The sequence below is a fragment of the Rothia sp. 27098_8_161 genome, from assembly GCF_041432905.1.
Taxonomy (GTDB): domain Bacteria; phylum Actinomycetota; class Actinomycetes; order Actinomycetales; family Micrococcaceae; genus Rothia.
The window spans coordinates 13,491-40,053 of record NZ_JAPWAL010000016.1; the positions used below are offsets into that span (position 1 = coordinate 13,491).

The window sequence follows — 26,563 nt, forward strand, 5'->3', positions numbered from 1 at the left end:
ACCACCCATGCGCCCACCCCACACCCACAACACCCCATCAAAGACAGCTATCTCACCCCAAACCGAGACACAAAAACCTCAGCCTATCAGTTAAGGTAGAACCATGAGCATTCCCGTACCCCGCGCCCCCAAAACGCGCTTCACCGCGCCCGTGCGAGCGGTACCCGCCCCTGAAGAAGTCTCTGCAGGCGGGCTCATCATCGACTTCGACCGACCCGAACAGCTACCCGTAGCCATTATCGCCCGCATCAACCGCAACGGCCAACGCGAATGGTGCCTCCCCAAAGGCCACATCGAACACGGCGAAACCACCGTCGAAGCCGCACAACGCGAAATCAGCGAAGAAACCGGAATCACCGGCTACCCCGTAGCCTCCCTCGGCACCATCGCCTACTGGTTCACATCCAACGGCACGCGCATCCACAAAACCGTGCACCACTACCTCTTCGCAGCAACCGGCGGCGAACTCAGCATCGACAACGACCCCGACCACGAAGCAATCGACGTCGCCTGGGTTCCCCTCGAAGAGCTACCCACCCGCCTCTCATTCGCCAACGAGCAACACATAGCCCGCAGTGCGCGCGAATACATCACCACCCAGCTCTAAACACCCGCCGAAGAGCCCAAAAATAAAAGAAGCAATCACCCGCCGACACAGGAGAGACCTACGTGGCACGTAACGACGCCCGCTCAAGCGCAATCATGGCAGCAGGCACCCTCGTCTCGCGCATCCTCGGATTCGTCAAGACCATCCTGCTCACCGTAGCCATCGGCTCACTCTCAACCGTCGGCGACGTCTTCGAAACCGCTAACACCCTGCCCAACCTCATCTATGTCCTCGTAGCAGGCGGCGTGTTCAACGCAGTCCTCGTACCGCAAATCATCAAAGCGGCCAAAGCACAAGACAGCGGCGCACAATACATCTCCAAACTCGTCACCCTCACCATTACCGCAATCGGCCTCATCACCCTCATCACCGTCGCCTGCGCCTGGCCCCTCATCAGCATCATGGGCTCAGGCTGGAGCCCCGAACAACGACAGCTCGGCTTCATCTTCTCCCTCTGGTGCCTACCCCAAATCTTCTTCTACGGCCTCTACACCGTCATCGGACAGGTCCTCAATGCCAAAGACGCATTCGGTGCCTACATGTGGTCACCCGTACTCAATAATGTCATCACCATCCTGTCACTATTCCTGTTCATCTTCATCTTCGGCGCACAGACCCCCAACCCCAACCCTATCCACACCGTAGACAATTGGACCAATGCACAGACCCTTGTGCTCGCCGGCTCCTCCACCTTCGGCGTCATCATGCAGGCGCTCGTCCTGTTCATCCCCCTACGCAAGCTCGGCCTGCGCCTCAAGCCCGACTTCGCGTGGCGAGGTATCGGCCTGCGCGCAGCCTCCAAGCTCGCCGCATGGACCCTCGCTTCCGGTATCATCTCCAACCTCGCATTCCTCTACATGACCAAGGTTGCCGCAGGCATCGTCGGTCAGCGCGAACACTACGCCACCCTCGGCATCCAAATCCCCGGCCTGCAGGCACTCAACTACGCCTCCATGCTGTACATGCTCCCACACGGCGTCATCGGCATCTCCATCGCCACCGTGCTCTTCAACCGCATGAGCGCCTCCGCCATCGCCGACGACAGCGACAGCGTCATCTACGCACTCTCCCATGGCCTGCGCAACGCAGCCGTAGCCACCGTCTTCTGCATGGTCGCGCTCATAGTCCTGGCAGGGCCCATCGCAGTGCTCTTCAGCGGCGGCGACCCCATCGCAGCAACCATCATCGCCAAGCTCATCGTCATCACCGCACTCGGCACCCCCACCCTCACCATCAACTATCTCTACAGCCGCGTGCTCTACGCCCGCGAAGACGCACGCACCCCCTTCCGTATCCAGGTGTACTCCGCCATCATCATGGTCATCATGAGCTTCGCAGCATCCCTGCTCAACGCACAGTACACCGTGTACATGCTCGCCTTCATCTACCCGGTGCACAACATCCTGATCATGTTCATCAGCCACCACATGGTCCGCCGCCGCCTCGGCTACTACGGCCAGCGCGGCATCGTCAGCACCTACGCCCGCACAACCCTCGCCTCCCTCTTCGCCGGAGGCATCACGGCCATTGCACTCTGGCTGCTCGGCGGCTACCAGCTCGACGGATTTGCCTGGGCATCCAAGCTCACCGCAATCATCACCCTCGCCGTATGCGGCACCGTCATGGGCCTCGCATACCTCGCCGGCATACAAATCTTCCGCGTCAAGGAAGCCAACGCACTACTGGCACCCCTAACCTCGAAACTTGAGCATTTTGCCCGCCGCTAAGGCAGCACACAACGCCCAACCAGGGTAGCTGTCCGTGTACCCACCGCACCCCACACCAGGGCCCGCAGAGGACATAGGCAACCACCCGAACGCAACAAACTATCACTCAGCCCCGGTATCCTTCAATGCCGGGTAGAATCTAATAGTCAGGGCCCGCCACACGGCAGGCACTATGAAACCACCTCGGGAGAACACGTTGTCGCAACAGTTTCCGGTCGGATCGGTCCTCGGAGGCCGCTACGAGATCACCACACACATCATTATTACGGCAGAATCCGACATGGTGCTTGAAGGCACCGACCAGGTTCTCAACCGTAAGGTCTCGGTCGTCATCGCATCGCCCAGCCGCAGCGCACTGCTGGAAGCAAACTCCCGCGCGCTCGCAACCAACGCACGCGGCAACATCCAAATCCTCGACCTGGGCATCACCCCCGAAGGTAGCCGCTACCTCGTCACCTCCCACACCCGCCCCGACACCCTGCTGGACACCCTGCTGATCGAAAACCACGCACTCTCCAACGCAGAAGACGCACTGGGCACCGAAATCTTCGGTGACTCCGAGAGCAGCAGCTCCCCCAACACCTACGAGAAGGTCTCTTCCTCCGCCGCTAACCAGGAGAGCATCACCGCCGCCAAGAACTGGAGCTCATCCGGCGGTGCGGCAGTGACCGCATACTCCGAGCCCACCAGCATCTACGAAGATGACGAAGACGAAGAAGACGGCAGCCGCGGTACCTGGGCAGTCGCCCTGGCAGCAGTCCTGCTACTCGTCATTGTCGCAGGCAGTATCCTCACCTCCCTGGGTGCAATCGGCTCCAACCAGGCAGCCGCACCACACACCCCCAAGTCTTCCGCCTCGGCATCCGAATCGGCTGCGGCAGGCGCCAGCGCATCGGCATCCCCGACCGCTAAGGCATCAAACGACCCGGCTAAAATCGCATCCGTGGCTCGTTTCGCGCCCTCGAACCCCACGTTCATGAACGACATGGACACCCTCATCCCCCACCTGACCGACGGTAACGCCAACACCGCATGGATCAGCTACGGCTTCGGCACCGCCAACTACGCCGGCACCATCAAGGAATTCGGTCTGGCGCTGAAGCTGCAGACCCCCACCATCGTCTCCAAGCTGACCATCCAGCAGAACACCGGCGTCGGCGGCTCCTTCACCGTCTACACCAATAGCTCCGCATCCCTAAACGGCGCGGTTGAGGTCGGCAAGGGCACCTTTGAAGGCAAGGATGCAGTCGTCACCCTGGACACCTCCAAGCAGAGCATTGAAAAGGGCGCCTACGTGATCATCGTGGTCAACGAACTACCCCGCCTCACCCTGCCGATTGGAACTTGGAATTACGGTCTGCGCATCAACGAAATCAAGGTGGACTAATCAACCCATAACGCGACGCCGACAGGGCGCTCGCACCCCAGACATAAGGGCGTGGTTTCTGAACTCAACAGTTCGGAAACCACGCCCTTTTTGATGTCCATTTATGACTCTTTATGGCAGGGCCGCTACTCAAAGATTCACAGTGCGCGGAGTATCTGGATAAGGGTCCCCCAAAAATGGAATAATCGAGGATAAAGCCCTGTTATAGGGGCATAACGAAAGACCTACAAGGGAAAGACATATCCGATGACTGAGAATCTGGGAGGCCTCTTCGGAGGCGCCGCCCTGGGCAACCTGAACCTGGCATCCGCACCCGCCACCGAAGCGGCACCGACTGCCGAGGTTGAGGCCGACGCAACCGTCCACAACGTCATTATTGTGGGCTCCGGCCCCGCGGGCTACACCGCGGCAATCTACGCGGCACGCGCCGAGCTGAAGCCCGTCCTCTTCGCCAGCTCTCTGGCACCCGGCGGCTCCCTCATGAATACCACCGAGGTGGAGAACTTCCCCGGTTTCATTCAGGGTATCCAGGGCCCCGAGCTGATGGAGAACATTGGCCAGCAGGCTGAGCGTTTCGGTACGGACATCCGCTACCAGGACGTGGAAAAGGTCGAGCTCACCGGCGACGTTAAGAAGGTCTACACCGCAGATGGTGCTGTTCACCTGGCGAAGACCGTCATCATGACCACCGGTTCTCAGGTTCGTAAGCTCAACATCGAGGGCGAAGATCGACTCTCCGGTTACGGCGTCTCCTGGTGCGCAACCTGCGATGGCTTCTTCTTCAAGGACAAGGAAATCGCAGTGGTCGGTGGTGGCGACTCCGCACTGGAGGAGGCACTGTTCCTGACGACCTTCGCCTCCAAGGTGTACCTGGTGCACCGCCGTGATTCTTTCCGTGCTTCGGAAATCATGCAGACCCGCGCTTTCAACAACCCGAAGATTGAGGTTGTCTGGGACTCGGCTGTCACTGCCGTTCACGGTGAGAACAACCTCGAGTCGATTACTCTGACCAACACCAAGGACGGTTCTGAGCGTCAGCTGGCCGTTCAGGGTCTGTTCATCGCTATTGGATCCGACCCTCGCGTGGAACTGGTACGTGACCAGCTGGAGATTACCGAGAACCACACCATCGCAGTTCAGGGTCGTTCGTCGAAGACTTCCGTTCCCGGCATTTTTGCTGCCGGTGACGTGATTGACCCGACCTATCGCCAGGCAATTATTGCCGCTGGTTCCGGTGCTGTTGCCGCTCTGGACGCGCAGCACTACCTCGAAAACCTCTAAACTATTCGTATTACTCGCAGGGGAATCCGCCCCGTGTCAGAAAGGAGCACTCCGTGAGCAGTGCACAGCAGGCAACTGATACTACTTTTGACGAACTGGTTCTGAAGAACGACAAGCCCGTTATCGTAGACTTCTGGGCTGAATGGTGTGGCCCCTGCCGCATGGTTGGCCCCGTGATCGACGAGATTGCTGGTGAGTACGCCGGTCAGGTCGATGTGGTCAAGGTGGATGTTGAAGCAAATGGCGATACCGCCATGAAGTACGGCATTACCTCTATTCCCGCCATCTACCTTTTCAGGGGTGGCGAGGTCATCAAGAAGACCGTAGGTGCTAAGACGAAGTCCGCTCTGCTGGGCGAGTTCTCCGAGCACCTGGGCTAATCTTTCGAGAATCTAGAGAAAAACCCTCGGTGATGTTTCACATGAAACATCACCGAGGGTTTTTATATATACAACTGATTTCAGTTGCCAAATATTGTTTTATGTGAAAATTTAGCCCGAGAAATCAGAATCCAAAACGCGGATAATACGGTTCAAGTCCTCGACATTCGCGAATTCGATGGTCATCTTACCCTTGCGGGCCCCCAGCGAAATCTTCACCGAAGTATCGAGCTTATCAGCGAAAGCCTCCGCAATATAGTCCAGACGCTCACGGTGCTTCTGAGGCTGAGGAGTCTTACGTTCCTTCACCTCTGCAGTGCCGGATGCGTGGTTCACCAGCTCCTCGGTTGCACGAACCGACAGTCCCTCATTCACAATCTTCTGTGCGAGAGTCTCAATCTGAGCCTGGTCTGTCAGAGACAGCAGGGCACGAGCGTGACCGGCAGAAAGAATACCCGCCGCAACGCGACGCTGCACCAGAGCTGGCAGCTTCAGCAGACGAATCGTATTTGAAATCTGGGGGCGAGAACGACCAATGCGCTTAGCCAGCTGCTCCTGAGTAGTGTCAAACTCCTCCATGAGCTGCTGGTACGCCGCCGCTTCTTCAATGGGGTTCAGCTGACTGCGGTGCAGGTTCTCCAGCAGGGCGTCACGGAGCAGATCGCCGTCTTCAGTCTCACGAACAATCGCCGGGATGGTGCTCAGGCCAGCTGCCTGGGTTGCACGCCAGCGGCGCTCACCCATGACCAGTTCATACTTTTCAGCACCGTTTTCACGCGAGGGACGCACGACAATCGGCTGTAGAACGCCAATCTCACGTACCGAATGTATGAGCTCTTCCATATCCTGCTCATCAAAATCGGTGCGGGGCTGCTTGCGGTTGGGGTGAATATCACGAACATTCAGCTCAGCAAACTGGGCGCCGGGAACCGGGACCAGACCGCCCCGCTCTTCGGAAGCAGACTGCGGGGTGGAAACATCTTCACCAAAGAAGAAGTCCACCGGACGGCGAGTCAGGGTGGTATTGCGCAGTGCCGCGCCCATGTCCACACGGGATTTCTTCTTCGATGTTTCACGTGAAACATTCTGCGAGGAGGCGGGAGCTTCGACCTTCTCCTCTACCCTCTGAACTTCAACAGGCTTTTCCTGAGCAGGTACAGCTTCAGCAGGCTTATCTTCTACAGACTCAGCTTTAGCACTCTTGCGCTGCTTCTCCGGCTTGGCCTCATGAGCCATTTCGAAGAGGCCATCACTCATCGACTCTTCAATCGGAGTAGATGCTTTCTTGGGTGCAGTCTTTTCAGATGCCTTCGCCTCAGCATTACCAGAATTCTTCGTACTCTGAGGGATCAGCGCCCCCAGGCCACGACCCAAGCCGCGTCGCTTTTCAGCCATCGTTACTCCTTAGGACTCCCGGACGAGCCCGCTCATTTTTTTCTTCTTCATCTAGTGTAAACGAAATAAGCACTCGAAAGCAGGAGAGAAAACTGCACAGCACATAATCCGAATTATTCCTGATAATTAATTCTTTAAGGATGTTTTCTTGGGTTTAACCCAGAAAATACCGCACAAAATGAACCCTTTTGAATCATCAATAGACACTTCAAAAAGGCTCATTTCAAAAGATTTAGATTATGCAAATCGGCGTGAGAGTTCCTGTGCTGCCTCGCGGTAAGCGCGTGCACCAGTCGACGAAGAATCGTAGGTGATGACGGTCTGCTGATAGCTGGGAGCCTCAGAAATACGAACCGAGCGAGGAATCTTCACGCTCAGAGTCTCCTCCGGGAAGTGCTCGCGCACCTCCTCTGCCACCTGGAACGCCAAGTTGGTACGGGCATCGTACATGGTCAGCAGGATCGTGCTGATGCGCAGCTTAGAGTTCAGGTGCTTCTGAATCATCTGAATATTCTTCAGCAACTGGCTCAGGCCTTCCAGTGCGTAGTACTCGCACTGAATCGGAATCAGAATCTCTTCTGCCGCGACGAAGGCGTTGACGGTCAGCAGGCCGAGGCTCGGCGGGCAATCGATGAAGACATAGTCTAGACGCTCCATACCCTGCTTCTCGCGCCATTCAGTGTAGTCCATCAGGGCGTTCTTGAGGCGAGTCTCACGTGCGACCAGAGAGACCAGCTCAATCTCCGCGCCAGCGAGGTCGATATTGGCGGGGGCACAGAACAGGCCGGGCATATCGGGACATTCCTGAACAATTTCAGAAAGCGGCTTATCCTCAATCAGGACATTGTAGACACTGAGAACATCCACGCCGTGCTCAATACCCAGTGCGGTTGAGGCGTTACCCTGCGGGTCGTTATCGATCACCAGGACGTTGAGACCAGCCTCCGCGAGTGCAGCTGCGAGGTTCACTGCAGTACTGGTTTTACCCACGCCGCCTTTCTGGTTCGACACGGTGAAGACACGCGTATGCACAGGCTTGGGGAGCAAATCTGCAACAGATTTCTGAGCTTGAGGAGTCATCGGGTGCCTTCCATAATTCGGGTGGTGCGTCTACGGTGATACTTCTTCTAATGCCTCGCGTGTGGCAACACTCTGAGATATGTGTACGCAAGGAGGATTCAACCTCCGCTCCCCCACCATTCACTCATCTCAGTATGTTTCACGTGAAACATACTCCGTGAGGTAATGAAGCCTGTAGTGTTTCACGTGAAACATTAGTGATACCTGAATGGTTTGTGAAGGGTTCGGGGCCCTTAGTGAACCAGCAGGCTTTGATATAGAAGAGTCTAAGGTTTCAGTCCTTCCTTAAGGGTACCCGGCATCAGGTCAATACTCCACGCGAGAGGTCATTCTATGTACTCTACGGATGCAATTGCTGCGCGCACCCGGCAAGTAGGCGCACAAAAATGGGCGGCACCGCGTAAGCCAGTATATTCACCAGCTCATTGCGGCACCGCCCACTCAGGACGAAACCTTTAGAGGCGAACTCGAACCACCGTCGTCGGCTCTTCCAGCAGATCACCGCCGGCGGTGAGGATCTCGGTCTCACGCGCACCGTAACGGTTCAGCTTCTTCTTTGCTTTAGTAATCTCCTCCGCGGCACTACGACCCTTCAGAGCCAGCAGCTCACCGGTGCCGCGCAGAATCGGCAGAGTGATGTCCAGCAGACCCACCAGAGCGGACACAGCACGCGCAGTCACCACATCGGCCTCCACGGCACCCACAGCCTGCTCAGCACGCGAGCGCAGCACGATCACGTTCTCCAGCCCCAGATCCTCAACAACCTCATTCAGCCAAATCACGCGGCGCTCCAGAGGTTCAATCAGGGTCAGCTTCAAATCCGGGCGGGCAATCGCCAGACACAGACCGGGCAGGCCGGCACCAGAGCCAACATCAGCCACCGACGCGTTCAGCGCGATGTACTCCTGCACCACGGCACAGTTCAGCACGTGGCGAGCCCATAGGCGCGGCACCTCACGCGGGCCAATCAGACCACGCTCAATACCGGTCGTCGCCAGGTGCTGCACGTAACGCTCCGCCAAAGGCAGGCGTTCACCGAACACAGTCTCCGCTGCGGCGCGCTCACTCTCGTTGAGAGTAATCATCGAAGTCTCCATACTAGGCTCCTGCCTCGGGAAGAGAAATCACCACGTGACGACGGGGGCCTTCGCCCTCAGACTCACTGTACAAGCCAGCGGCAGCCACCACATCGTGGACCACCTTACGCTCATACGCACTCAGCGGCTTCATGTGCTCATCACGACCGGTAGCGCGCACCTTCTCAATCGCGTCAGCGGCAAGCTTCTCCAGCTGCTCACGACGCTCAGCACGATAACCAGCAATGTCCAGGATCAGGCGGGAACGGGTGCCGTTACCAGCCAGGACTGAGAGACGCACCAGCTCCTGCAAAGCCTCCAGAACCTCGCCGTGGCGACCAACCAGGTGGCGCAGTTCCTCATTGTCATCATCCTCATTGACGACCGACAGGTAGATGCGGTTATTGCGCACCTCAATATCGATGTCGCCATCCATATCGACAATATCAAGAAGCTCTTCGAGGTAGTCAGCGGCAATATCACCTTCCTCGTCGATGTCCTCAAAATCGTCTACTTCGCCCTCAAGGGGCTCCTCTACAAGCTGCTCCTCAACGAGCTGCTCGTCCTCATATTCCATAGCTTCAGTCACGATTGTCCTCGGGGTATTAGGAGGGGTGTCATAGGGGTAAAAAGTATCTCATACACGGTGCCGGGCCCGCGCCAACAACGGCGAGAACCCGGCCCGAGTCAAGGAAAGAAACTATTTCTTTCCGTTTTGCTTATTGCGTTGCTGCTTCTGGCGCTTCTTACCAACCGGTTGCTGACGCTGACCAGCTGCGGCACGCTCACGAGCCTCCTGCAAGTCCTTCTCGTGCTGCTCACGGGTCTTACCAATCGGGGGCAGGCCCTTCGCTGCCCGGCGGGCATTCAGCTCACGCTCAGCCTGAGAACCGGGGGTCGGGTTATTGCGGATAACCCACCACTGCTGGCCCAGCGACCAGATGTTCGAAACAGTCCAGTAGTACATAACACCCAGCGGGAAGTTAATACCGGAGACAGCGAAAATGATCGGGAAGATGTACATGATCATCTGCTGCTGACGGAACATCGGAGAGTTCAGAGCCGCCTCTGACATGTTCTTCACACTCAGTTGCTTCTGAATGTAGAACTGGGTCGCACTCATCAGAACAATCATGATGACAGCCTGAACGACAGTAGCGGTAGCGTCACCAGCACCCGGGTGCAGCATGGTCGCGAACAGCTGCGCACCAAAAATCTGCGAGCCATTGAACTGAGAAACCAGGTCAGCCGGCAGCATCAGCAGGCTCTCATTGTGCTGCGCCGCGTTGGGAATACCCATCAGCACCTGGTACAGACCGAAGAAAATCGGCATCTGCGCCAGAATCGGCAAGCAGGAAGCGAAGGGGTTCGTACCGTGCTTACGGTACATTTCCATCTGCTCCTGAGCCATAGCCTGGCGGGAGAGCTGGTCCTTCTTACCCTTGTACTTCTCCTGCAGCTTCGCCATATCGCCCTGCATCGCGGTCATACCGCGCATAGCCTTAATCTGCTTGACGAACAGCGGAATGGTCAGGGTACGCATCACCAGGGTCAGGAAGATAATGCACAGAACCCAAGTCAGACCGGAAGCCGGGTCCATGCCCAGCGAGGTGAAAAGAGTGTGGAACAGCCATAGGACCACGGAGACGATCCATTTAAACGGCCAAAGAATCAAATCAAAAATATTCACGCGGGAATACTCCTTAAGGACTCGGCTAAGTCATTGTGTGGGAGGCACCGCCTACTCAGGGCAGGCGTCACCGCCGGTGTGAGGGTTATAAAGATGGGGGTGGTTGAGCAGAATAATTTTCGGTTCTGCTCCGGGAGCGAAAGTACGCTTCCCCTCCGGAACTGGGTCGATACCTCCGGTCGCCCAGGGAACACACCGCAGAATACGGCGCACCGTCAGGGAAAGCCCGCGCATCGCGCCGTGGGTAGTCAGCGCCTCCAGGGCGTAGGCTGAGCAGGTCGGGTAGTAGCGGCACACATCCCCATAGAGGGGGGAGATGACCTTGCGGTAGGCCTTCATACACGCAATCAGCAGGTTCTGCGGTAGAACGTAGAGTGCCTGCAGGAAAGTTTCAGCCCTCACGAATTCGTTAGGTGCTAGAGCCAGCAACTCGTCGGGGCCCAGAATCTCGGCAGAGGCGCTATAGGTGCCGCTGTTATGCGCATGGAAGCGTTCTTCACAGCGCTCACGCTGGGGACGACTCACGGCTTCTCCTTACTCTGAGGCAGGTCGAGCTTAGCGAAAGTAGCCTCAAGTGCCGATTCGTAATCACGCCGCAGCTGATCCCAGCTGGCGCTCGCGGAGGCGGGAAGTGCTCGCACCGCGATGGCGTAGCCTTCCGGATGCGCGGCGCAGGTGAACGCAGCAAGTTCACGCAACCGGCGTTTGACCAGATTGCGTGTGACTGCGTTGCCCACCGCCTTCGACACAATAAAACCTACCTGGGTTGTTTTTCCAGGATTTTTCGCCGTAGATATAAGGATGTTCCGACGTCCTGTACGGATGCCGGAACGGAAGGCGTGGGAGAATTCAGCGCTGGTGCGCATACGGTGCCGTTGAGGCAGCACGTGTTCCCCTTTACGTAGTGTGGGAGATTCGGCTCTTGTGGTGAGCTAATCTCCGCATGTATTTCACGCTTAATGATAGTTCGCCCGCCGATGCGTGTGCATCGGCGGGCGAACTATATGCCGTGATTAGGCCGAGAGCTTTGCGCGGCCCTTACCGCGGCGGCTCGACAGAATCGCGCGGCCTGCACGGGTACGCATACGCAGACGGAAGCCGTGCTTCTTAGCGCGACGGCGGTTGTTCGGCTGGAAAGTACGCTTGCTCATACTTTGTCTCCTTGATTTTTTGCGGTTCGTGCCCTCACAGGTATCGGAACCGTACGCTTCTTGGTGCACGGAGGTACCGCGACTATTCGCAGTAGACGGTGCACACACAACAGCACAACTTTAGAAGAGTGGAGGGCGTAAATCAAGTTCTTGACGCTTTTTTCCGCGTGATTCCAGGCTCGTTTGTTCTGAGGAGGCGGGGGTTTCAGTGGGTATTAAGGATGCGGAGACACTACTAGCTCATGGGGTGCAAATCTGAGGATATTTACGGCAGCATAATATCCACCACGGTGTATATCTCATCCAACCCTTCTATTATTAGTGAGTTATCCACACCCATGCATTACCAGGCTGTTCCGCTAAATATCAAGGAAGAAGCCTTGCTACACACTCAAATCCACTACTTATCCACCTCTGTAATTACAAGTTTTCCACCGTGTGGAAAACTCTTGTGGATAACTTTCCTCCCCTGTGCATTAAGCGGGTAGAATCTTAATGACCTCGCGGTGGTTTCCGGCATGATTTTCTTTACTGAACCACCGCTTCACATCGAGTGAAAGTAAAGAATTCCATGACCGACTCCCTTCAGGCGCGCTGGGCGCATCTGATCTCTATTCTTGCCGCTGATCCGGCAGTGACGGCACGTCAGCGTGGTTTCGTGAATCTTGCGCAGCCTCAGGGTCTGATGGGTTCTTCTCGTCTCATCATTGAGGTGCCGAATAAGCTGACCCGTGCAGTCTTCGAGGAACAGATTAGTGCTTCGTTCCGTGCGGCTCTGCACGAGGCTTTTGGCCCCTCGACCACCGCGCTTTTCGATGTGAATGAGTCGATGCTTCCGGTTGAACCTGCAAGTCAGGACGTTTTCCAGGGTGAGCGTGAGGTGCCTGTCGAGCACCAGCCAACCCCTTCGATAACGACGGCTTCTGTGCATCCCGAGACGCCCGCTGGCTCGCGTGCCTTTGAGTACTACACGGAGCCGCATCCGGGTCCGGACCACTACGAGGTGCCCGCTGATGAGCAGGTCACCCGCCCCTCTATGCACGCTTTGGAGGCGGAGCGTGCCGGATTCCCCTCCGTACAGCAGCCCGCTCCGACAGCTCCTGTTGAGGCGCCATCTCCTCGCGAATACCAGACACCTTCTTTCGTTCCGGACGCCCCGGCGGTACCGGAGGCTCAGCAGGTGCATCCGCATGAAGACCCGGAAAACGTGCCGACTTGGGATAGCTCTGCCCGACTGAACCCGAATTACACCTTCGACACCTTCGTGATTGGTCAGTCCAACCGCTTTGCGCACGCAAGCGCTTTCGCAGTGGCGGAGCAGCCCGGCATTGTCTACAACCCGCTGTTCATCTACGGCGGTTCGGGTCTGGGTAAGACCCACCTGCTGCACGCAATCGGCCACTACACCAAGTATCTGTACCCGAATTTGCGGGTACGCTACGTGAATTCTGAGGAGTTCACGAATGACTTCATTAACTCGATTCGTGACGATGAGGGTTCGTCGTTCAAGCAGATTTACCGCAATGTCGATGTTCTGCTGATTGACGATATCCAGTTTTTGGCGGGTAAAGAAGCGACGATGGAAGAGTTCTTCCATACGTTTAACGCCCTGTATAACCACCAGAAGCAGATCGTGATTACCTCTGATTTGCCGCCGAAGCAGCTGACCGGTTTTGCTGAGCGTATGCGTTCACGGTTCGGTTCAGGCCTGAATGTGGATGTGCAGCCTCCGGAGCTGGAGACTCGTATCGCGATTCTGCGGAAGAAGGCTCAGAACGAGATTTTGCCGGTGCGCGATGACGTCATGGAATACATTGCGTCCCATGTCACGGCCAATATTCGCGAGTTGGAGGGCGCGCTAATTCGTGCGAGCGCTGCCGCCTCGATGAAGAAGCCGCCGGAGCCCATTACCCTGGCTGAGGCTGAGACTTATCTGAAGGATTTGCTCTCTGATACCGGTGGCGCGGAGATTACATCAGCACTGGTTTTGGCGACGGTGGCGAAGTATTTTGATGTCTCCATTGAGGATATGCAGTCGAAGTCTCGCACCCGTACACTCACGAATGCGCGTCAGGTGGCGATGTATCTTCTGCGTGAGCTGACCGAGATGTCTCTACCGCGTATTGGCAACGATTTGGGTGGCCGCGACCATACGACGGTGATGCACGCGGTGCGTAAGGTGAGCGCACAGATGGCTGAACGTCAGACAATTTTCAATCAGGTGACTGAACTGACGAATTTGATCCGCCAGGAGCAGCGTGCCGCCGGCTAAATGTGCTTTTCTCCCCGTTCCGTAGCTTATTTTGCGCCTCGACTAGATGTTTTATAGGATTCCGGGCGAGCATTCACGCTGGATTCAAGGATTTTAGTGACTCGAAAAAGTGGATTTTCGGGGTGTGGATAAGCTGTGCTTTAACTCATGCATTCGTGTGGACGTTAAGTGCATGAATATTCAAAAGGTGTGGAATCGAGAAAATGTATAAATATCCATACACAATGCATCCTCAGCACTGAGTGGATTCTTCCACTTAATGTCCACAGGCTACTTCCGTGTCATTGCAGGCAAGGAAGGGGTTTTCCACCGTTTCCACAAGCGTTAACAATACTACTGTACTTAAAGAAAAAATCCTCCCCATAACAAGTCGTTCTGCTCAACAAACCGGGCTGGTTAAGGTTTTTCTATGTGTCCCTACTGAAAATCGTAGATTTTTGCGGATTTGGATTGATTGCTGCATGCTATCTCTGAGGTTGGGTTTGCATAAGAAACCAACACTGAATCATCATCTAGTTCGAATCTTTTTTCGACTGGATTCACTGCATCTTCCACCTATCTTTGTAATTACAAAAATACAGCGGCCCTTAATGCCTTACCCCACCCAATTTTTCACTACAGGATTGACCTTCGAGTCTCTGTGTAATTACAAAATCCGGTAGGATGGATAGACGCGCGCGCGGAAGATTCACTGCGCATCAGAGCACGCGGTATTTCCGGCTCTATCGTCCAAAGTTTTACGTGCGCCCAAAAACTACTATCTAATTCCGTGAAAGGCGCCTTCTCGATGAAATTCACCGTTGAACGCGATGTCCTTGCCGAAGCAGTCGGCTGGACGGCACGCTCACTTCCGTTGCGTCCCACCTCCCCCGTACTCAACGGTCTGCTGATTACCGCCTCCGCAGGTGAGGTTAGCATCGCAAGCTTCGATCACGAGACTAGCGCCCGTCAGGTCATTGCAGCCGATGTTGAAGTAGAAGGCGTTTGCCTGGTTCCCGGCAAAATCCTGGCAGAAATTTGCCGTTCTTTGCCGAACGCGCCCGTCGAGTTCACTGCAGATGAGTCCGTTATTCGTATTCACTGCCGTTCCGCTAACTTCCAGCTGGCTGGCATGCCGGTCGTGGACTACCCTGAGCTTCCCGAGCTTCCCGAAATTTCCGGTACCGTGGACGGCGCTGAGTTCGCTGAAGCCGTTAAGCAGGTTCAGATTGCGGTGTCCAAAGATGAGACCCTGCCGCTGCTGACCGGTATCCGCGTAGAAATTAATGGCGACACCATGACCCTGCTTGCCACCGACCGCTATCGCCTGGCAATGCGCGAAATTAAGTGGAACCCGGTCAATCCCGATGTTCAGGCGGCTGTGCTGCTGAAGGCTAAGACCGTCTCTGAGGTCGGTAGCACCCTCTCCGGATCTGGTGAACTGTCTATCGCTCTGCCCGCCGCCGGCGAGCTAATCGGCTTTACTGCCGGCTCCCGCCGCACCACCAGTGTTCTAATGGACGGTGACTACCCCAACATCCGCGCACTGTTCCCGGAGCAGACCCCAATCCACGCAGTTGTTCGCACCTCCGATCTGGCTGAGGCTGCTCGACGTATCTCCCTCGTGGCGGAGCGCAATACTCCCCTGCGTCTGAAATTCACTCAGGGTTCGGTTGCTATTGATGCCGGCCGCGGTGATGAGGCTCAGGCTTCCGAGACTCTGCAGGCGCACCTGTCAGGTAATGACATCACCGTTGCGTACAACCCCGCCTACCTCTCGGATGGTTTGAAGGTTTTCGGTACTGAGTTTGTTCGTTTCTCCTTCACCGATGCGCCGAAGCCCGCCGTGATTTCCGGTCAGAACGAGCCTCTGGCTGAGGATGACCGCAACTACCGTTACCTGCTGATGCCGGTTCGCCTGCCGTCGAACTAGTTCCAGCCTTTGCCGCCCCGTACGTCTTTCGGTGCCCATGCGCCGCGAGTATGTGCGGGGTTGCGCTGTTTTTTCTGTGCTCATCCACGCGGAAAAACCTAGTATTGTGACCTCTCACTGTGCCTTCCAGCAGGGTGCCGTGAAGCCCTAAGATAAGAACCCTAGCTAAGAACCCGCGTATGAAACCCCGTGAAAGGAGCTTCCGGTGTATATCGACCATATTTCGTTGTTGGATTACCGCACCTACGCTCTGCTGAGTCTGCCTCTTTCGGCGGGAGTTACGGTGTTTCTGGGCTCGAATGGTGTGGGGAAAACCAACATTGTTGAGGCGATTGACTATGCAGCGTCGCTATCTTCGCACCGTGTAAGTTATGACGGACCGCTGGTGCGGATGGGCGCTTTGCGAGCTTATATTCGCACCCGTACGGTGCGTGGTTCGCAGCAGACGGTGACTGAGTTTGAGATTGCTCCGGGGCAGAGTAACCGGGTGCGCATTAATCGTGCCGCGCCGGTTCGTGCTAAGGAGGCGCTGGGTATTGCCCGCACGGTGCTGTTTTCTCCGGAGGATCTTCAATTGGTGAAGGGGGATCCTGCGGGTCGTCGTCGTTTTGTGGATGAGCTGGCTATCTCTTTGCGTCCGGTGGTTGCCGGCTACCGTAGCGAGTATGAGCGGATTTTGCGGCAGCGTAATTCGCTGCTGAAATCCATGCAGCGTAAGGCGCGGGACGAGAACGCTTTGAGCACACTCTTGGTGTGGGATGAGCAGCTGTCGACTCTGGGCGCCCAGATGCTTTCTGCGCGTTTTCGTCTGCTGCAGCGTTTTTTGCCGCAGCTTCGCCGCGCCTATGCGGGGCTGACGGACGGCTCTAAAGAGGTCGGGTTCAACTATGAGTCGACTGTTTTTTCGAGCATGGGCGAGCGCTCAATCGAGCATGCGGCGCTGATGCGCATTGAGGACCTCAAGGAGGCTTTGATGCGTGGTTTTGCGGAGCGTAGGCGCGATGAGATTGAGCGTGGCGTGACCCTGGTGGGTCCGCACCGTGAGGATATTACCCTGCTTCTCGGCGGCATGCCGGTGAAGCATTTTGCCTCGCACGGGGAGAGCTGGTCTTTTGCGCTGGCACTGAAATTGGCGTCCTGGTTTGTGCATGTTGAGGATGACTCCTCGGTGGGTTCTTCGCCGATTCTGATTCTTGATGATGTGTTTGCGGAGCTGGATTCTGCGCGCCGCCACCGCCTGGGTGCGATGGTTGCTGGCGCGGAGCAGGTGCTGATTACCTGCGCGGTACTTAGTGATATTCCGGAGGAGCTGGGCGACTACCGGCTGGTGTCGGTGACCGCGGGACACGCCGAGTATGCGCATCCTGCCACCGACTCTGTCACTGACTCTGCGGGACGGTCGAGCTCAACCGATTCTGCGCTCGAGGAGAGTGACGGCAATGAGTAACCCCACCCGTCCCCAAAACCATGTTTCACGTGAAACATTCGATGAATTCGCGGAATCGCAGTTTGTGGAGACTCAAAATCCGCGCGAGGTTGACTGCGTAGGTGAGTTCTACCGTGACGAGGTGGATGCCCCCTCCGCCCTGCTGACCCGCATGCGAGTGGCGGCTCAAGAACGCGGCGAGGCGCCCCTGAACGTCTTCTCAGCGAATAAAATTATGCGCGATTTTGGTGCGGTCATGTCCGGCACCGCCTCGAAGAAGAAATCACTGCGAGCGCAGGGCTGGGACCCCCGCGTTATGGGCGGCTATAGCGGCCCCGGAGAGAGCTCTCGCGATCCCAAACCCCTCGGTGGTATCGTCAGTGCTCTGATGCGTTCTCGCGGATGGAAAGAGCCCGTGGCAGTCTCTAGTGTGCTGGCTCGCTGGGCAGAGCTGGTGGGTCCTGAAATCGCGGCGCACACCCGCCCGATCAGCTTCGAAAACTCCATTGTTGAAGTCCAATGCGACTCTACCGCCTGGACGACTCAGCTGCGCCTGATGCAGGGGCACCTCATTGAACTATTCCGCCACGAACTGGGTGAAGGTATCGTAGCTCAAGTTCGAGTACTGGGTCCGAACAACGGACACTGGAATCAGCGAGGCTATCGGCGCGCTACCGGCATGCGCGGTGTACGCGACACATACGGGTAGCCTTCTGATTGACCCCGACTCTCGGGCACCTTCTGGTTGAACAGCGTTAGGTCAAAATAAGCCTTTTTCTACACGGCATGAAAGCTATAGAAGCGCCAGCAATCCCCACGAGGCTGTGAACTGTACCCCCTTACCTCAAGAGGGGGTTGAACCACTCTAAACCGCCTTTGTGGGCTTTTGAGCGGGTGATAGCCCTCAAAAAGCTCAATAAATGACGTATACAGATGGTTTTATGCTCTCTTGCTCGGTAAAATAAAAGAGACAATGCGTAAAGTGTGCCCACCTATGGGCACTACCGGCAGCACGGGTTGTAATAGGCACTTTCTTGTGCCCTCTGTGAGGCGTTCTAGGCTCCGCTCTTGACTACCCGTAACTTTTCTTCGCCGGTTGCATCATCTACTCAAGGAGTTCTGCCTCGTGGCATCTGAACAGAATGCATCTGAACAGCAGCATGAATACGGTGCATCCGATATTACCGTGCTGGAAGGTCTGGAAGCGGTTCGCAAGCGCCCCGGCATGTACATTGGCTCGACCACTGAGCGCGGTCTGCACCACCTGGTCTACGAGGTTGTAGATAACTCGGTTGACGAGGCGCTCGCTGGCTACGCCTCCGAAATTGACGTGACCATTCAGGCTGACGGTTCTGTCCGTGTGAAGGATGATGGCCGCGGTATTCCCGTGGATGAGCACCCCACCGAGCGCAAGTCCACCGTTGAGGTTGTTATGACCGTGTTGCATGCCGGTGGTAAGTTCGGTGGCGGCGGCTACTCGGTCTCCGGCGGTCTGCACGGTGTGGGTATCTCCGTGGTGAACGCACTGTCGACCCGCGTGATTACCGAGGTGCACCGTCAGGGCTACGCATGGCATATCTCCTTCTCTAACGGTGGCGCGCCGGATGGCCCCCTGCGCCGTGGTGAGCCTTCCGATAAGACCGGCACTATCCAGACCTTCTACCCGGATCCTGAGATTTTCGAGACTGTTGAGTTCGACTTTGAGACTCTGCGCGCACGTTTCCAGCAGATGGCGTTCCTGAACAAGGGGTTGACCATTACCCTAACTGATGAGCGCGAGAAGTTCGTTGGTGACGAGGTTACCGACGAGGAGAAGGCGAATACCCTCAACCGCGTGCGCGCGAATGCTGAGGGTTTCACGACCGTCACCTACCGTTATGACAACGGCCTGTTCGACTATGTGCACTTCCTCAATGCAGGTGCGAAGACCATCGTGAACGAGGAGATTGTCTCCTTCGAATCTGAAGACACCGACCGCAATATGAGCCTGGAAGTGGCAATGCAGTGGACCGGTGCATACAAGGAATCCGTCTACTCATACGCGAACACGATTAACACCCATGAGGGCGGTACCCATGAAGAAGGTTTCCGTGCTGCTCTGACCTCGCTGGTGAACCGTTATGCGCGTGAGAATAAGCTGCTGCGCGATAAGGACGATAACCTCACCGGTGAAGATGTGCGTGAGGGCCTGACCGCGGTGATTTCGATTAAGATTTCTGAGCCGCAGTTCGAAGGTCAGACCAAGACTAAGCTGGGTAACTCGGAGGCTAAGTCCTTCACCCAGCGTGAGGTGAATGATCACCTCGGCGACTGGTTCGGCCGTAACCCCGCGGTGGCTAAGGATATCGTGCGCCGCGCAATCACTGCCGCTCAGGCACGTATTGCAGCTCGTAAGGCACGCGAGACGACCCGCCGTAAGGGTCTGCTGGAAACCAGCTCCATGCCCGGTAAGCTCAAGGACTGCTCCTCGAAAGATCCGTCGATTTCTGAGATTTACCTGGTGGAGGGTGACTCTGCGGGTGGTTCGGCGGTCCAGGGTCGTAACCCGAATACTCAGGCTATTCTGCCGTTGCGCGGTAAGATCCTGAACGTTGAGCGAGCTCGCCTAGATCGTGCCCTGTCGAATGCTGAAATTCAGGCGATGATTACCGCTTTCGGTACCGGTATTGGTGATGACTTCGATATTGAGAAGGCTCGTTACCACAAGATTGTTCTGATGGCGGATGCGGATGTGGACGGTCAGCACATTACGACTCTGCTGCTGACTCTGCTCTTCCGCTTTATGCGTCCGCTGATTGAGGCCGGATACGTGTACCTGGCTCAGCCGCCGCTGTACCGCATCAAGTGGTCGAATGCGCCGCACGACTATGTATACTCGGACGCTGAGCGTGATGAGGCTCTGGATCGTGGTGCCGCAAAGAACCTGCGCCTGCCCAAGGATAACGGTATTCAGCGTTACAAGGGTCTGGGCGAGATGGACTACACCGAACTGTGGGACACCACCATGGACCCAGCACGCCGCACCCTGTTGCAGGTGAAGATGGAGGATGCAGCTGCTGCTGACCAGATCTTCTCTGTTCTGATGGGTGAAGATGTGGAAGCTCGCCGTGAGTTTATTCAACAGAACGCCAAGGACATTCGTTTCCTTGATATCTAGCCCGAAACGGTATATACCCCATATGACATATGTCAAATGAGGTATATGGCTCTATGGGGCATAAACAAATGAGAAAGTTATGAGCGAAGAACACCAGAATGAGACCACCGAGGTTGACGTAGTCAGCAATGGTGGTGCTGAAAGCGTAGACCACCACGGTCACATTGAGCAGGTGGACCTGCAGACTGAAATGCAGCGTTCCTACCTGGACTATGCGATGGCGGTTATTATCGGTCGTGCCCTGCCGGATGTGCGTGACGGCCTCAAGCCGGTGCACCGCCGTGTGATCTACGCGATGTACGATGGCGGCTACCGTCCGGACCGATCCTTCAACAAATGCGCCCGCGTGGTCGGCGATGTGATGGGTCAGTTCCACCCCCACGGTGACAGCGCTATCTACGACACTCTGGTGCGTCTGATTCAGAGCTGGATTATGCGTTATCCGCTGGCACTGGGTCAGGGTAACTTCGGCTCTCCGGGTAATGACGGTGCTGCAGCGCCTCGATACACCGAGACCAAGATGGCTCCCATTGCCTTGGAGATGGTGCGTGATATCAACGAAGACACCGTTGATTTCCAGCCCAACTACGACGGCAAGTCCCTGGAGCCTACCGTTCTACCCTCACGCATCCCGAACCTGCTGGTTAACGGTTCTTCGGGTATTGCTGTGGGTATGGCGACTAATATTCCGCCGCATAACCTGCGTGAGGTTGCCGAGGGTGTGGAGTGGTTCCTGAAGAACCCGCACGCCACCAATGATGAGCTGCTGAACGCGCTGATGGCGCGCATTAAGGGCCCCGACTTCCCCACCGGTGCACAGATTCTGGGCACCAAGGGCATTGAGGATGCGTACCGTACCGGTCGTGGTTCCATTACCATGCGCGCGGTGGTCAACGTGGAAGAAATCCACGGTCGTACCTGTCTTGTGGTGACCGAGCTGCCGTACCAGGCAAACCCGGATAACCTAGCAATTAAGATTGCTGAGCTCATCAAGGACGGTAAGGTCAGCGGCATCGCGGATTTGCGCGATGAGACGTCGGGTCGTACCGGTCAGCGTCTGGTGATTGTGCTCAAGCGTGATGCTTCCCCGAAGGTTGTGTTGAACAACCTGTACAAGCACACCCAGCTGCAGGAAAACTTCTCCGCGAATATGCTCGCCATTGTTGATGGTGTGCCGCGTACCCTGTCCCTGGACGCGTTTGTGCGTCACTGGGTGGATCACCAGATGGACGTTGTCGTTCGTCGTACCCGTTACCGTCTGCGTCAGGCGGAGGAAGAGGCGCACATCCTGCGTGGCCTACTGAAGGCTCTGGATGCTTTGGATGAGGTTATCGCCTTGATTCGCCGCTCCCCCACCGCTGATGAGGCGCGTAGCAGCCTGATGGAGTTCCTGCAGATTGATGAAGCTCAGGCGCAGGCAATTCTGAACATGCAGCTGCGTCGTCTGGCTGCGTTGGAGCGTCAGAAGATTCAGGATCGCCACGATGAGCTGATGCGTATGATTGCTGAGTACAACGCGATTATTGCCTCGGAGACTCGCCAGCGCGAGATTATCTCTGAGGAGCTGGGCGAGATTGTGAATCGCTACGGCGATGAGCGTCGCACCCAGATTATGTACGGCTACAACGGTGACATGTCCATGGAGGACCTCATCCCTGAGGAGGAGGTCGTGGTTACGATTACTCGCGGCGGCTACATTAAGCGCACCCGCAGTGATCAGTACCGTAGCCAGCACCGAGGTGGTAAGGGTATTAAGGGTGCCTCTCTGCGCGGTGATGATGTGGTGGAGCATTTCTTTGTGACCACTACGCACAGCTGGATTCTGTTCTTCACGAACCTGGGTCGCGTGTACCGTGCGAAGGGTTACGAGCTGCAGGAAGCTGGCCGTGACGCGAAGGGCCAGCACATTGCGAACCTGCTGGAGTTCCAGGGCGGCGAGCATATTGCTCAGGTCATGGAGCTGAAGAGTTACGACGATGCTGAGTACCTGGTGCTTGCTACTCGCGGCGGTATGGTGAAGAAGAGCCGCCTGAGCGATTACGATACGAACCGTACTGCCGGCCTGATTGCGATTAACCTGCGTGAGGGCGATGAGGTTGTTTCGGCGTTCACTGTGTCGGCTCAGGACGATATTCTGCTGGTGTCGCGTAACGGTATGTCGCTGCGCTTCCACGCTGATGATGAGTCGCTGCGTCCGATGGGTCGCTCCACTTCCGGTGTGACCGGTATGAAGTTCCGTGAGGGCGATGAGCTGATTTCTGCGAATGTGGTCACTGAGGGCTCCTTCGTCTTCGTGGTCACTGAGGGTGGTTACGCGAAGCGTACGAGCGTGGATGAGTATCGCGTGCAGGGCCGTAACGGTTTTGGCATTAAGGTTGCTAAGCTAGTTGAGGATCGTGGTGCCCTGGTGGGTGGCCTCATTGTGGATGAAGAGGACGAGGTGCTGGTGGTTATGGCCAGCGGTAAGGTCGTTCGCTCGAACGTGAATGAGGTTCCCGCGAAGGGACGCGATACTATGGGTGTTATCTTTGCAAAGCCCAGTAAGGGCGATTCTATTATTGGTGTTGCGCGCAACCAGGATCGTCAGCTGGATGATAGCGACGATGAAACCACTGAGAACACCGAGGCTTCGGAGTCTTCTGAGACGCCCGGTACGGACAACGAGGGTGAAGCGGCAACTGCCGATCTCACCGCTACTGGAGGTAACTAATGAGCAGCACTCCTGCGTCGACACAGCGTTCGGCGTCGGCTGGCGCATCCAAGTCTTCGGGTGCGGCTAAGGCTGGTGCGCGTCGCCCGGCTCAGTCGCGTTCGGGTCAGGCTCGTCCTGGCGGTACCGCTAAGCGTCCTGCTGGCAAGCGCCCTGTAAAGACTATGCGTCCGACCGGTTCGCGCCGTCAGTTGGTGCGTCCGGCGCCGCGTTCGAAGATTCGTCGCGCGCGTTTGGTGGTTCAGAAGGTTGATACGTGGTCGGTGGCTAAGCTGATCTTCCTGCTGTCTATTGCTCTGGGCATTGTGACTGTGGTGGCTTCGGTGATTCTGTGGCTGTTCCTGCAGGCTTCTGGCGCGTTTGTCGGTGTGAACCAGCTGATTAGCTCTCTGGGTACCGGTTCGACTGCTGTAGATATTTCGCAGATGATTTCGCTGGGTCAGGTTGCTTTGGTGACTACTATTTTTGCTGTGGCCAATACTGTAGTCTTTACTCTGCTGGGTATGATTGGCGCGATTCTTTACAACCTGGCTGCGAAGCTGGTTGGTGGCGTGACCTTGACTCTGAGCGATGAGTCCTAGTTTGTAGCTTTTTGAGCTTTGTGTGCGGGCGGTACTGTCTCCGATGGAGACGGTGCCGCTCGTTCTGTATGCTCGGGAACCTTCGATATTAAATGTGATGCAGAACATGCTTTTTTGGTTTGGTGTTACCTTCAAAAACCTGTATAGTTATATTTCGTTCTACGGAAGAAATTCCGCAGAGGGAGGGCGTATAGCTCAGACGGTTAGAGCGCTTCGCTGATAACGAAGAGGTCCCAAGTTCGATTCTTGGTACGCCCACTCCACACTATGAAAGGCAATAATGAAGAGATTATTGATTCTTACTGTTATTTCGTGTGTCACTGTGAAGATCTTGAAGAAGTATCAGAGCAATGAAGTCGTGAAGGCTTGGAAGAATAACTAAACAGTGGTTTCCGCTGAGACGGGGGCGTGGCGCAATTGGTAGCGCATCTGCTTTGCAAGCAGAGGGTTAGGGGTTCGAGTCCCCTCGCCTCCACTTTCCGGTGATTATAGCAAGAGGGAAACGCCTGGCTCCATTCCGAACCCAGAAGCTAAGACTCTTCGCGCCGATGGTACTGCACTTTTGAGGGTGTGGGAGAGTAGGTCATTGCCGGTTTATTTTTGAAAAAGACCCCGTATCGAAAGATGCGGGGTCTTTTGTTGTATGCTGAAGCTGGTATATGGCAATCTGGGCATCTGTCCCATGTTGTATCTGACCTATGTATGCTTGCGGTCTTTGAGGGGAGCTCTTGACTGTAGCTTGGTGATCTTGGCGTGTGATGGCAAGTACAGTTGATCGAAACCCACATCTGCAGCGAAAAGGGTGCTGCTTGGGCGTGAATGAGGGATAAATGAGGTCTGAATAATAAAGATGAGTCACAAAAAAGAAAGCTGGGAGGTTCCTGAAGGTGAACACTTGGTGAACACACTTTAGCCTATCGATGGATATAATCGCCCCTCTCCCCCACATCTACGCTTAAGCCACATAAACCAACTTAAATATTCTGTTGGGTGCACCTATCCTGCCGCGGAATTTCAGTGTTTTTGCTCCTAAAATGTAGGCTCTCCAGTGAAACCCTCACGAAAACCCGTAAATAGATATGGGTTCATCTGTTATTTCGTGTTAATCCGGAATACTTTAGATTTCGCGAAAACCGACAGATAATTTTCTTGTGACTACAGAACTCATTATTCTCGTGATCGTGGTGCTTACCGCGCTCGCCTTCGACTTTACGAATGGCTTCCATGACACCGGTAACGCGATGGCAACCTCCATTGCAACCGGTGCTCTGAAGCCTAAGACCGCCGTGGCGCTTTCTGCGTCCCTGAACCTTGTGGGCGCATTCCTCTCCGTTGAGGTGGCACGCTCGGTCGGTAGCGGTATCGTGAACCTAGACCGTATCGATGTAGCGACGGATGGTTCAGCGCTGATGCTCATCGTCTTTACCGGCCTGGTTGGCGGCATCCTCTGGAACGTTTTGACCTGGCTTTTGGGTCTTCCCTCCTCCTCGTCGCACGCTCTGTTCGGTGGCCTGATTGGTTCGGCTATTGTCGCTATCGGCTTTGACGGAGTGCAGTGGATGGGCGTTCTATCCAAGATTATTGTTCCCGCGGTTCTCTCCCCCGTCATCGCGGCTATCGTGGCAGCAACCGGTACCTGGCTGGTTTACCGTATTGCTGCTCCGGTTGCTGATGACCGTAAGCACGGTGGTTTCCGCAAGGGACAGATTGCGACCGCCTCCCTGATGTCTCTGGCACACGGTACCAACGATGCGCAGAAGACCATGGGCGTGATTTTCCTGGCTCTGGTTGCTTCGGGCACCCTGAACAATGACGATGCGATTCCCATGTGGGTGAAGGCAGCCTGTGCTGTTGCTATTGCCCTGGGTACTTACCTGGGCGGCTGGCGCATTATCCGTACCCTCGGTAAGGGCATTGTTGAGGTGGATACCCCTCAGGGCGTTGCTGCTGACGGCGCGTCTGCTGCGATTATTCTGACCTCTTCGCACTTCGGTATGGCACTGTCCACCACTCACGTGGCATCCGGCTCGATTCTGGGTAGTGGCCTGGGTCGTAAGGGCGCTGAGGTTCGCTGGTATGTTGCTGGCCGTATGGTGGTTGCTTGGCTGATTACTCTGCCGGCTGCCGCAATTGTAGGTGCGCTGACCTGGTTGATTGGTCACGGCCTGAATACTCTGAGCGGTACTCAGTTTGTTGGCGAAATGACCGTGTTTGCGTTGCTGATTATCTTCTGCTTCCTGATGTGGCGCCATTCCCGGAAGGACAACATTGATGCTTCGAATGTGACTGGCGACTGGGATGAAAAGGAAGGCGCTGCAGTCACCAGCGCTGAAGTATCCGCAGAAGCTCAGACTCTTGCTACTGAGAAGGCAGGTTCGTAGCCATGCAGTACGTAATCGACATTCTAGATAAGGTCATTCCGGTGTTTATCGCCGGTCTGTTCTTCGGTGCGGGCCTTCCGGCACTGTATGCGATGGGTCTGCGTCTGCTGGCCGGTCGTACCGAATACACGGCGGACGGCAAGCTTGTGGAAATTGAGCCTCCGGGAACGATGGCGAAGATTGCCGCGTCCTGCATTTTTGCTATTATCGTAGCAATCGTAATCATCGGTATTCTCTGGGTCGCTAAGGACTTTATCGACCACACTTTCGGCTGGAATATCTTCGGCGTAACCGGTGGAGGCCACTAATCCCGTGAACACTAAATTGCATATGATGACTGCTTTGAAGGA

Annotated in this window: 22 protein-coding genes, 2 tRNA genes and 1 rRNA gene; 17 read left to right on the plus strand and 8 right to left on the minus strand. The window is 56.0% G+C overall.

What is annotated here, in order from left to right; all coding sequences use genetic code 11:
• Positions 1 to 103 precede the first annotated feature (103 nt).
• The 5 genes from O3648_RS06315 (at position 104) to trxA (ending at position 5,382) form a co-directional block, all read left to right on the plus strand.
• Positions 104 to 607: an NUDIX hydrolase gene (locus O3648_RS06315; protein ID WP_279754399.1), complete on the plus strand. Its 504-nt coding sequence runs from the start codon at positions 104 to 106 to the stop codon at positions 605 to 607.
• A 62-nt stretch (positions 608 to 669) separates the two neighbouring features.
• Positions 670 to 2,334, plus strand: coding sequence for a murein biosynthesis integral membrane protein MurJ (murJ, locus tag O3648_RS06320; protein ID WP_371569126.1), 1,665 nt, complete (start codon positions 670 to 672; stop codon positions 2,332 to 2,334).
• 196 nt (positions 2,335 to 2,530) lie between these two features.
• Positions 2,531 to 3,721, plus strand: a complete 1,191-nt coding sequence (locus O3648_RS06325; protein ID WP_371569129.1) for a serine/threonine protein kinase — start codon at positions 2,531 to 2,533, stop codon at positions 3,719 to 3,721.
• A gap of 246 nt (positions 3,722 to 3,967) precedes the next feature.
• Positions 3,968 to 5,002 carry a thioredoxin-disulfide reductase gene (gene trxB / locus O3648_RS06330; protein WP_279741968.1) on the plus strand — a complete coding sequence of 345 codons (1,035 nt, stop codon included), beginning with the start codon at positions 3,968 to 3,970 and terminating at the stop codon, positions 5,000 to 5,002.
• A 53-nt stretch (positions 5,003 to 5,055) separates the two neighbouring features.
• Positions 5,056 to 5,382: a thioredoxin gene (gene trxA / locus O3648_RS06335; RefSeq protein WP_371569131.1), complete on the plus strand. Its 327-nt coding sequence runs from the start codon at positions 5,056 to 5,058 to the stop codon at positions 5,380 to 5,382.
• A gap of 111 nt (positions 5,383 to 5,493) precedes the next feature.
• Here the strand turns inward: trxA and O3648_RS06340 are convergent, their stop codons facing one another.
• From O3648_RS06340 to rpmH, 8 genes are all read right to left on the minus strand, one after another.
• Positions 5,494 to 6,777, minus strand: a complete 1,284-nt coding sequence (locus tag O3648_RS06340; RefSeq protein WP_371569133.1) for a ParB/RepB/Spo0J family partition protein — start codon at positions 6,775 to 6,777, stop codon at positions 5,494 to 5,496.
• 237 nt (positions 6,778 to 7,014) lie between these two features.
• Positions 7,015 to 7,857, minus strand: a complete 843-nt coding sequence (locus O3648_RS06345) for a ParA family protein (protein WP_279741965.1) — start codon at positions 7,855 to 7,857, stop codon at positions 7,015 to 7,017.
• A 455-nt stretch (positions 7,858 to 8,312) separates the two neighbouring features.
• Positions 8,313 to 8,954, minus strand: a complete 642-nt coding sequence (gene rsmG / locus O3648_RS06350; RefSeq protein WP_279741964.1) for a 16S rRNA (guanine(527)-N(7))-methyltransferase RsmG — start codon at positions 8,952 to 8,954, stop codon at positions 8,313 to 8,315.
• A 1-nt stretch (position 8,955) separates the two neighbouring features.
• Positions 8,956 to 9,522 carry a R3H domain-containing nucleic acid-binding protein gene (locus O3648_RS06355; protein WP_279741963.1) on the minus strand — a complete coding sequence of 189 codons (567 nt, stop codon included), beginning with the start codon at positions 9,520 to 9,522 and terminating at the stop codon, positions 8,956 to 8,958.
• A 111-nt stretch (positions 9,523 to 9,633) separates the two neighbouring features.
• Positions 9,634 to 10,623, minus strand: coding sequence for a membrane protein insertase YidC (yidC, locus tag O3648_RS06360; protein ID WP_279741962.1), 990 nt, complete (start codon positions 10,621 to 10,623; stop codon positions 9,634 to 9,636).
• A gap of 51 nt (positions 10,624 to 10,674) precedes the next feature.
• Complete coding sequence (yidD, locus tag O3648_RS06365; protein WP_314078024.1) at positions 10,675 to 11,148, minus strand: membrane protein insertion efficiency factor YidD; 474 nt, start codon at positions 11,146 to 11,148, stop codon at positions 10,675 to 10,677.
• Complete coding sequence (gene rnpA, locus O3648_RS06370) at positions 11,145 to 11,510, minus strand: ribonuclease P protein component (RefSeq protein ID WP_371569137.1); 366 nt, start codon at positions 11,508 to 11,510, stop codon at positions 11,145 to 11,147. The genes yidD and rnpA overlap by 4 nt, the downstream gene beginning before the upstream one ends.
• A 126-nt stretch (positions 11,511 to 11,636) precedes the next feature.
• Positions 11,637 to 11,774: a 50S ribosomal protein L34 gene (gene rpmH / locus O3648_RS06375; RefSeq protein WP_005504094.1), complete on the minus strand. Its 138-nt coding sequence runs from the start codon at positions 11,772 to 11,774 to the stop codon at positions 11,637 to 11,639.
• 571 nt (positions 11,775 to 12,345) lie between these two features.
• On the opposite strand from rpmH, the gene dnaA reads away from it, so the two are divergent.
• The 12 genes from dnaA to O3648_RS06435 all read left to right on the plus strand — a co-directional run bounded on the left by dnaA (position 12,346) and on the right by O3648_RS06435 (position 26,521).
• Entirely contained in the window at positions 12,346 to 14,046 is a 1,701-nt protein-coding gene (dnaA, locus tag O3648_RS06380) for a chromosomal replication initiator protein DnaA (RefSeq protein ID WP_371569139.1), read from the plus strand.
• A 787-nt stretch (positions 14,047 to 14,833) separates the two neighbouring features.
• The gene (gene dnaN, locus O3648_RS06385; RefSeq protein ID WP_279754405.1) at positions 14,834 to 15,958 is read left to right on the plus strand and encodes a DNA polymerase III subunit beta; all 1,125 of its coding nucleotides are present in this window, start codon (positions 14,834 to 14,836) and stop codon (positions 15,956 to 15,958) included.
• A 205-nt stretch (positions 15,959 to 16,163) separates the two neighbouring features.
• Positions 16,164 to 17,405 carry a DNA replication/repair protein RecF gene (gene recF / locus O3648_RS06390; RefSeq protein ID WP_314078030.1) on the plus strand — a complete coding sequence of 414 codons (1,242 nt, stop codon included), beginning with the start codon at positions 16,164 to 16,166 and terminating at the stop codon, positions 17,403 to 17,405.
• Positions 17,398 to 18,093, plus strand: a complete 696-nt coding sequence (locus O3648_RS06395) for a DUF721 domain-containing protein (protein WP_279741956.1) — start codon at positions 17,398 to 17,400, stop codon at positions 18,091 to 18,093. The genes recF and O3648_RS06395 overlap by 8 nt, the downstream gene beginning before the upstream one ends.
• A 417-nt stretch (positions 18,094 to 18,510) precedes the next feature.
• On the plus strand, positions 18,511 to 20,541 hold the full coding sequence (gene gyrB, locus O3648_RS06400) for a DNA topoisomerase (ATP-hydrolyzing) subunit B (protein ID WP_279741955.1): 2,031 nt from the start codon (positions 18,511 to 18,513) through the stop codon (positions 20,539 to 20,541).
• Between the two features lie 79 nt (positions 20,542 to 20,620).
• A complete protein-coding gene (gene gyrA, locus O3648_RS06405) occupies positions 20,621 to 23,251 on the plus strand; it encodes a DNA gyrase subunit A (protein ID WP_279788222.1) in 2,631 nt (876 codons plus the stop codon).
• A complete protein-coding gene (locus O3648_RS06410; RefSeq protein WP_279788223.1) occupies positions 23,251 to 23,832 on the plus strand; it encodes a DUF3566 domain-containing protein in 582 nt (193 codons plus the stop codon). The genes gyrA and O3648_RS06410 overlap by 1 nt, the downstream gene beginning before the upstream one ends.
• A 184-nt stretch (positions 23,833 to 24,016) precedes the next feature.
• A tRNA-Ile gene (locus O3648_RS06415) sits at positions 24,017 to 24,090 on the plus strand.
• Between the two features lie 144 nt (positions 24,091 to 24,234).
• Positions 24,235 to 24,307: transfer RNA gene (locus O3648_RS06420), tRNA-Ala, on the plus strand.
• Between the two features lie 3 nt (positions 24,308 to 24,310).
• Positions 24,311 to 24,427: ribosomal RNA gene (rrf, locus tag O3648_RS06425) — 5S ribosomal RNA — on the plus strand.
• Between the two features lie 556 nt (positions 24,428 to 24,983).
• Positions 24,984 to 26,213, plus strand: a complete 1,230-nt coding sequence (locus tag O3648_RS06430) for an anion permease (RefSeq protein WP_371569144.1) — start codon at positions 24,984 to 24,986, stop codon at positions 26,211 to 26,213.
• 2 nt (positions 26,214 to 26,215) lie between these two features.
• Positions 26,216 to 26,521: a hypothetical protein gene (locus O3648_RS06435; protein WP_279741951.1), complete on the plus strand. Its 306-nt coding sequence runs from the start codon at positions 26,216 to 26,218 to the stop codon at positions 26,519 to 26,521.
• Positions 26,522 to 26,563 lie beyond the last annotated feature (42 nt).

Excerpts from the sequence above, each read along its gene's own strand:
- O3648_RS06395 (WP_279741956.1), top strand. The coding sequence starts at position 17,398 with ATGAGTAACCCCACCCGTCCCCAAAACCATGTTTCACGTGAAACATTC.
- O3648_RS06340 (WP_371569133.1), bottom strand. The coding sequence starts at position 6,777 with ATGGCTGAAAAGCGACGCGGCTTGGGTCGTGGCCTGGGGGCGCTGATC.
- gyrA (WP_279788222.1), top strand. The coding sequence starts at position 20,621 with ATGAGCGAAGAACACCAGAATGAGACCACCGAGGTTGACGTAGTCAGC.
- O3648_RS06315 (WP_279754399.1), top strand. The coding sequence starts at position 104 with ATGAGCATTCCCGTACCCCGCGCCCCCAAAACGCGCTTCACCGCGCCC.
- dnaA (WP_371569139.1), top strand. The coding sequence starts at position 12,346 with ATGACCGACTCCCTTCAGGCGCGCTGGGCGCATCTGATCTCTATTCTT.
- O3648_RS06345 (WP_279741965.1), bottom strand. The coding sequence starts at position 7,857 with ATGACTCCTCAAGCTCAGAAATCTGTTGCAGATTTGCTCCCCAAGCCT.
- rsmG (WP_279741964.1), bottom strand. The coding sequence starts at position 8,954 with ATGGAGACTTCGATGATTACTCTCAACGAGAGTGAGCGCGCCGCAGCG.
- O3648_RS06435 (WP_279741951.1), top strand. The coding sequence starts at position 26,216 with ATGCAGTACGTAATCGACATTCTAGATAAGGTCATTCCGGTGTTTATC.
- dnaN (WP_279754405.1), top strand. The coding sequence starts at position 14,834 with ATGAAATTCACCGTTGAACGCGATGTCCTTGCCGAAGCAGTCGGCTGG.
- trxB (WP_279741968.1), top strand. The coding sequence starts at position 3,968 with ATGACTGAGAATCTGGGAGGCCTCTTCGGAGGCGCCGCCCTGGGCAAC.
- rpmH (WP_005504094.1), bottom strand. The coding sequence starts at position 11,774 with ATGAGCAAGCGTACTTTCCAGCCGAACAACCGCCGTCGCGCTAAGAAG.
- O3648_RS06410 (WP_279788223.1), top strand. The coding sequence starts at position 23,251 with ATGAGCAGCACTCCTGCGTCGACACAGCGTTCGGCGTCGGCTGGCGCA.